8 protein-coding genes are annotated in these 5,804 nt (G+C 45.4%); 2 read left to right on the forward strand and 6 right to left on the reverse strand.

Translation table 11 applies throughout. The features are described from left to right. Positions 1-121 precede the first annotated feature (121 nt). The gene (locus tag JOD21_RS19045) at positions 122-418 is read right to left on the reverse strand and encodes a rhodanese-like domain-containing protein (RefSeq protein WP_204731077.1); all 297 of its coding nucleotides are present in this window, start codon (positions 416-418) and stop codon (positions 122-124) included. A gap of 1 nt (position 419) precedes the next feature. Continuing rightward, the gene (locus JOD21_RS19050) at positions 420-791 is read right to left on the reverse strand and encodes a sulfurtransferase (RefSeq protein WP_204731078.1); all 372 of its coding nucleotides are present in this window, start codon (positions 789-791) and stop codon (positions 420-422) included. 130 nt (positions 792-921) lie between these two features. Between JOD21_RS19050 and JOD21_RS19055 the strand changes: the two genes are divergently transcribed. After that, positions 922-1,296: a hypothetical protein gene (locus JOD21_RS19055; protein ID WP_204731079.1), complete on the forward strand. Its 375-nt coding sequence runs from the start codon at positions 922-924 to the stop codon at positions 1,294-1,296. 6 nt (positions 1,297-1,302) lie between these two features. On the opposite strand, the gene JOD21_RS19060 is transcribed toward JOD21_RS19055, so the two are convergent. Then, positions 1,303-1,833 (reverse strand): GNAT family N-acetyltransferase, encoded by a 531-nt coding sequence (locus tag JOD21_RS19060; protein ID WP_239581703.1) that lies wholly within the window; start codon positions 1,831-1,833, stop codon positions 1,303-1,305. Between the two features lie 76 nt (positions 1,834-1,909). On the opposite strand from JOD21_RS19060, the gene JOD21_RS19065 reads away from it, so the two are divergent. After that, on the forward strand, positions 1,910-2,779 hold the full coding sequence (locus tag JOD21_RS19065; protein ID WP_239581702.1) for an EamA family transporter: 870 nt from the start codon (positions 1,910-1,912) through the stop codon (positions 2,777-2,779). 19 nt (positions 2,780-2,798) lie between these two features. Here the strand turns inward: JOD21_RS19065 and JOD21_RS19070 are convergent, their stop codons facing one another. From JOD21_RS19070 to JOD21_RS19080, 3 genes are read right to left on the reverse strand one after another with little or no spacing between them, the layout of a single operon-like run. Next, the gene (locus tag JOD21_RS19070; RefSeq protein WP_204731082.1) at positions 2,799-3,755 is read right to left on the reverse strand and encodes a Gfo/Idh/MocA family protein; all 957 of its coding nucleotides are present in this window, start codon (positions 3,753-3,755) and stop codon (positions 2,799-2,801) included. Further along, positions 3,756-4,562, reverse strand: coding sequence for a GNAT family N-acetyltransferase (locus tag JOD21_RS19075; RefSeq protein ID WP_204731083.1), 807 nt, complete (start codon positions 4,560-4,562; stop codon positions 3,756-3,758). Between the two features lie 24 nt (positions 4,563-4,586). Further along, entirely contained in the window at positions 4,587-5,549 is a 963-nt protein-coding gene (locus tag JOD21_RS19080) for an acetamidase/formamidase family protein (protein WP_204731084.1), read from the reverse strand. Positions 5,550-5,804 lie beyond the last annotated feature (255 nt).

Genomic DNA, 5,804 nt, shown 5'->3' on the forward strand with positions numbered 1-5,804 from the left:
AACGATTAAACGGCCTCAGCCCTATAGAATATAGAGCGAAAGCCGCTTAAATCACTTTTATTATTTCCACTGTCTACTTGACGGGGGGCAGTTCAGTTTTGTCCCAGGCTCTTCATAAAAGTTATTCAGTTTTCCCCTGCCAGTTCATCATACCGCCTGACATATTCGTTACGTTAAAGCCCTGGCCTTCAAGATACTGCGTACCCATTGTACTGCGGCCGCCTGAAGCACATACAACAATATAATCCTTTGACTTATCAAGTTCCTGCTTACGGAATTCAAGCAGTCCAAGCGGAATATTTACAGCTCCGGGGATCTTACCGCCCTGTACTTCTTCAGCTTCTCTTACGTCAAGAATGTGAATCTCTTCATTTGCATTTAACTTCTGTTCCACTTCTGTTGGCATAATTGATTTCATTTTAATAACCTCCACATTTTTTTAATTTAACCATTCCAGGCTGTGACTGCTGAAGCAGTGTCATTTTCTCAACCTGATATCCTTTGCTTTTTAAAAAACGGATCCCCAGCTTCAGGTCAACCTGATCTGAAGCTATAATATGAATCTTTTCTTTTGGCAATTCTTTATAAAAGCGTTTCAGATATGCATAAGGAACATGCTGAAACGGTGAGTGACGGTTAACAGTAGGATCGTTATAAGGTCTTAAGTCTACAATTGTCTCTGAATGATTCAGCTGGTCTTCCGGAATACACTTCACACCACTGACCGGCGCATAGCGTTTATAAAATGAAATAATGAGTACAATAACTGCTGCTGCAAGAACAAATTCCACTTCAACACCACCTTGTAAAGTTTACATTGATTATATTATACCCCCAGGGGCATATAGTCAAGAGAAAAGTTTTTGCTTCCTGACCCTTTTTTCTTCTATACTGGTAAGAGAAATATCAGGAGGATATACAATGAAATTATGGGTAAACCGGGTTAGCTCTCTACTCGCACTTGCCGCTCTTTCAATGGTTTTCGTGCGGTTTTTCTTTCCGGAGGTCACACCTTTTCTCACAACTGGTCTGTTGTTTATTCTGTTTTTTATCTTTATAGCCGTATCTATTGTAACGTTTGATCCAAAAGCATCAAAGCGTGACGAACTGGTCGGTCTGCCGGTGACGATTTACTTTTCAGTACTGGTCGTTTTTCTTCAGCTTATTGGCGGAGAAACAGATACGCCGCTCAGCATAGATCAGCCGTTTTTATGGATTGCGATCGCGCTTGGGATCTGGCTCGATATTAAAAGAACGCGTAAAAATAAAAAAGACAGAGAAAAAAGCGCCGCATAGGCGCTTTTATTCGTCTGTATAGATCGAATAGATCAAATGGTCTGTCCACTTTCCATTCTCGTGAATAAATTTCTTACGCGTACACTCATATTGCATACCTGCTTTTTCAGCTGTTTTAACAGAAGCATGATTGTCCAGATTAATCTGTGCTTCTAATCTGTGAAGGTTCAGTTCTTCAAATGCAATACGGATCAGCCCTCGCAGACTCTCAGTTCCATAACCTTCTCCCCAGAACTGATTATGCAATGCGTATCCGCCTGCAGCCCACTGCGTATCATCCCGCTGCAGAATCAGCATATCAACATGCCCTAAAAGTGCCTGATCTACTTTTCTGACCACAGCAAACACATATATATGGTCTTCAGCTGCCCATTGTTCATACCGCTCTACTTTCTCTTTGAAATGACTTTCTGTAAAACCAGTCATATCAATATACCCTTCATCATACTGGTGACGGGAAGGGTTCCGCTTTTCTATCTGTTTTTTATATTCTTTAAAATCTTTTAAGTTAAACGGTCTTAATATGACTCTTTCCATTTCCAACTTCATTCACCTCTTACAGATTTGCAATATTACCCGTATACTGGAAGAAAACGAAATACGGGTGAGTACGTTGAAATCTGCTTCTATTTTATTTGTCTTATTTGCGGCCGTGCTGTGGGGGACAACTGGGACTGCACAATCATTTGCGCCTGATAGCACCCACCCTGTCGCATTTGGCGCTTTCAGATTATGTATAGGCGGTGCTGCACTGCTGCTGTTTTCAATCCTGCAAAAAAACTTTTCACTATCAGGATGGCCACTGCCGACACTTTTTGCTGCTGCGCTATGTATGGCGTTTTATCAGCCATTCTTTTTTTCGGCTGTTCTGATGACAGGTGTGGCAGTAGGAACAGTCACTGCAATCGGCTCAGCACCGGTCATTGCAGGATTACTGGAATGGCTTTTATATAAGAGAATACCGGACAGAAAGTGGTGGGCTGCTACCTTCACCGCCATCACCGGATGTGTGTTTCTGTTTGCCAATCCACAGGCGATTACAGTAGATCCAATTGGGATGCTGCTCGCACTCGTTGCCGGAACAGCATTTGCGACATATACGATTGTCAGTAAAGAACTGCTGAATAGTCATCCTCCTGACACAGTGACGGCAGTGGTATTCACACTTGCCGCTGTACTGCTTTCTCCTGTCCTGTTTTTCTTTGACCTGAGCTGGATCGCAACAACTGAAGGGCTTGGAACAGGTCTTTATATCGGCGTAATTGCCACAGCCGCCGCTTATCTTTTATTTGCAAGAGGTCTGCAGGGCATAAAATCGTCCACCGCTGTAACCCTGTCTCTTGCTGAACCGATGACTGCTGCACTGTTAGGTGTTGCAATTGTGGGTGAAACATTGTCACTGCTTTCATGGACAGGTGTCTTCCTGCTGATGATGTCGATTGTGATTCTTTCTGTTCAACGAAAAACGGAAGCAGGGATTTGATGTCCCTGTTTCCGCATTGTCATGACTGCTGATAGGCCAGCTCATTTACTTTTGTCAGTCTGCGCATATCCTGTCTCGTTATAAAAGGAACCTGCTCCTCCTGAATCTGTCTGATCCACTGGGACATTGCACTCGGAAGGTTTTCAGGCAGTTCTGCCTCCATCCACTTTCCGTCTGTTTCAGCATTTTTATAACGGGCATGCCGGTCTTCCACTATATACACGCCTTCAGAACCGTGAATTTCAAGCTGGAACAGTCCACTTGTGACGAAACCCGTTTCCAGAACGGCTACCTGGCCGCTTTCATACTTCACAAGCACAGCTGACTGGTCATCCACCTCATGATCATAGACATGCTGGAACATTGCTTTTACTTCTACAGGCTCACCACATAACCGGTTCGCAAGGTAGATCGGATGTGCACCGAGATCAATCAGTGAACCGCCTGCCGTCCCCTCTTTTTTGAGGAAATGCGGGGGTAGCCATCCCTGACCGTTTTCAACCGGGACAGCACCATTATGAGCCACCCGGCATCTGACTGCAGACACCTTCCCAAGCTTTCCTTCATCAGCAAGCTGCTGTCCATACACATAATAATCTGCAGACAGCCTTGGAAGAGACAGCATCAGATGAACACCCGCCGCGTCTACTGCTGTAAAAATGTCTTCACATTCCTGTTCAGTGAGACCGAGCACCTTTTCAGAGAAAATATGCTTACCATGCTGCGCAGCTTTAATGATCACATCTCTATGCATCTCGGTTGGTGTATCAACAATCACAGCATGAATATCCTCTTTATTTAAGACTTCCTCCAGGTTTTCTGTAAATGGGATTCCCTGCTCACTTGCCCATTGTTCACCTCTCGTGTGATCTTCATCCCAGATCGCTGCTACTTTAATTTCCGGATGATTTAGTGCTTCTTTTATGTAATCGTCCGCGTGAACATGCCAGCGGCTTAACATTGCGACGTTAATCATTTACATCTCTCCTTTGTTTGAATGCCAGAGTTCTCTTTCGTTCAGAATTAATACAAGCCCACTCAGCATAAGACCTGCGCTGAGAATAAGCGGAGCCACACTTGTTTCGAGCATGGCTGAGAAGAACAAACCGTATCTCCCATCCCATACAGTCATCGCTGTAGCGTATATGGCAGATGCAATCCATGAACCTGCCATCAGGATGACACCTGACAATAGGCAGATCGCTCCGACCGCCACTTTACTGATCCGGCTTTCGCGATGCCCTTTTGACTTACTGTGGCTGAGATCTTTCGTCCTGGTGATTCCCCTGATCTTCCGGTCTGCTTCCACCAGTGATGCCTGCATCGTCACAGATGTTCCGGAGGTTCCCACCTTATAAAACCCTACACTTTTATATAGCTTATAAGCATGATGATTAAACGGATCCACACTCAGGGACAACGCTTCATACCCCTGACTCATTGCAAAGGCTATAACCTCCTCAAGCAGTTTTCTTCCTACTCCTTTCCCCCTTTCTGAAGCTTTTACTGCCATACCGATCTCCGGTATATCCGGACTGACAAATCCATAGCCCGGATGTTCCTCAGTGAACTGACGGTACCAGACCGCACCGACCAGTTCTCCTTCCTTTTCAGCAACCAGCACCTCATCTCCCGGACGTCCCCACTCTTCATGATACTTTTTTAATCCTTCAGATTCGAGAAGTGCCTCTCTTGGCGGCTTCGTTTCAGTCATATAGATTGATTCATAGAGCATATCGAGAAAGAAATCGTACTCTCCCTCTTTTATTTGTCTGATCTGCATTGAAACATCCCCTTTTACAAGATGCTACCTGATTGCATCATCACTTGTTTTTACTTCCAATACACCATGCGGCAGGACAGCATGTACACCTTTCACCTGATTCACAACCTGGGTGATCCGCAAATCCACTACAGTACTGCCAAGCGCAATGGCTTCCTCCCTGCTTACCTGAAAGCGTTCCTGCATGAGATCAATCATTTCCTTCAGTGCAATCCCTGCCGCCTGATCCAGATCTTCATGAAACCCGAATGTCAGCCAACCTGACGGCGTGTCAGCACGCGGCAGGCTGATCGTCTGATTTTCAAACAGTGTAAAGGTCAGGCTGACTTCATCCATCGGACATTCGATCGCTGTACCTGAAATCTCCCCGTCTCCCTGAGCAGCATGTCCATCGCCTACAGAAAACAGCGCGCCATCTGCTGCAACCGGCAGGTAGACCGTGCTTCCTTCAACAAGCTCCTTACAGTCAATATTCCCACCGCAATAGCGGGGTGGAATCGTTGAATGAATACCTTTTTCAGATGGGGCATTCGCAAGCACACCCATAAACGGAGACAGCGGAACCTGAAACTCCCTCGTGCCGATAATTGTTTTTCCAGTCATCCTTTCAGCATCAAGTTCCCAGTTTAAGATCGTCTTATCTTCACTTGAAATTTCAGCCTGCTTATTCTGCCAGGCATCTGAACCGCCCCCTGCATTCCAACCGTACCAGCCTGGAACGATTTTATTAATCCTGACTGCGAGCATCATACCGGGCTTGGCTCCTTTTACTTTGATTGGACCGATCAGCGGATGACCCGGCTTCTTCTCTTTGGTGCTCGAGCGATATGAAGTGCTGCTCCCGTCTTTATGCTTCAGGCCCCATTCAAGACCAATTGTATTCAGCGTAACGCTGTCCCCGGTGCTGATTGTCAGAACTGGTTTATGTTCAGGGCTGAATGAACCGTGCAGTACTTTATCAGATGCTTCTATATGATGTGTCGCCATGATGATGTCCTCCTGCTGTCTATTTCTTCTATTGTACGTGAAACGATTATGAATTGAAAAAGGTATACTGAATATTCTTGAAAAATGGGTGTCACTTCACATTTTTAATCAATTAACTCTGTTAAAGGTGGCTGTTGATTTCCGCTGCAGGGGGAACGCATTCCGCAGGGCGTGCGGTGAGCCTCCTGATATGAACAAAACTGTCAAGAGTGCTGCTCCCAACCCGGTTTGGATCTTTTTTAGTCCGCCCTTAAG

The organism is Jeotgalibacillus terrae, assembly GCF_016908195.1.
In the GTDB taxonomy this organism is placed as follows: Bacteria; Bacillota; Bacilli; order Bacillales; family Jeotgalibacillaceae; genus Jeotgalibacillus; species Jeotgalibacillus terrae.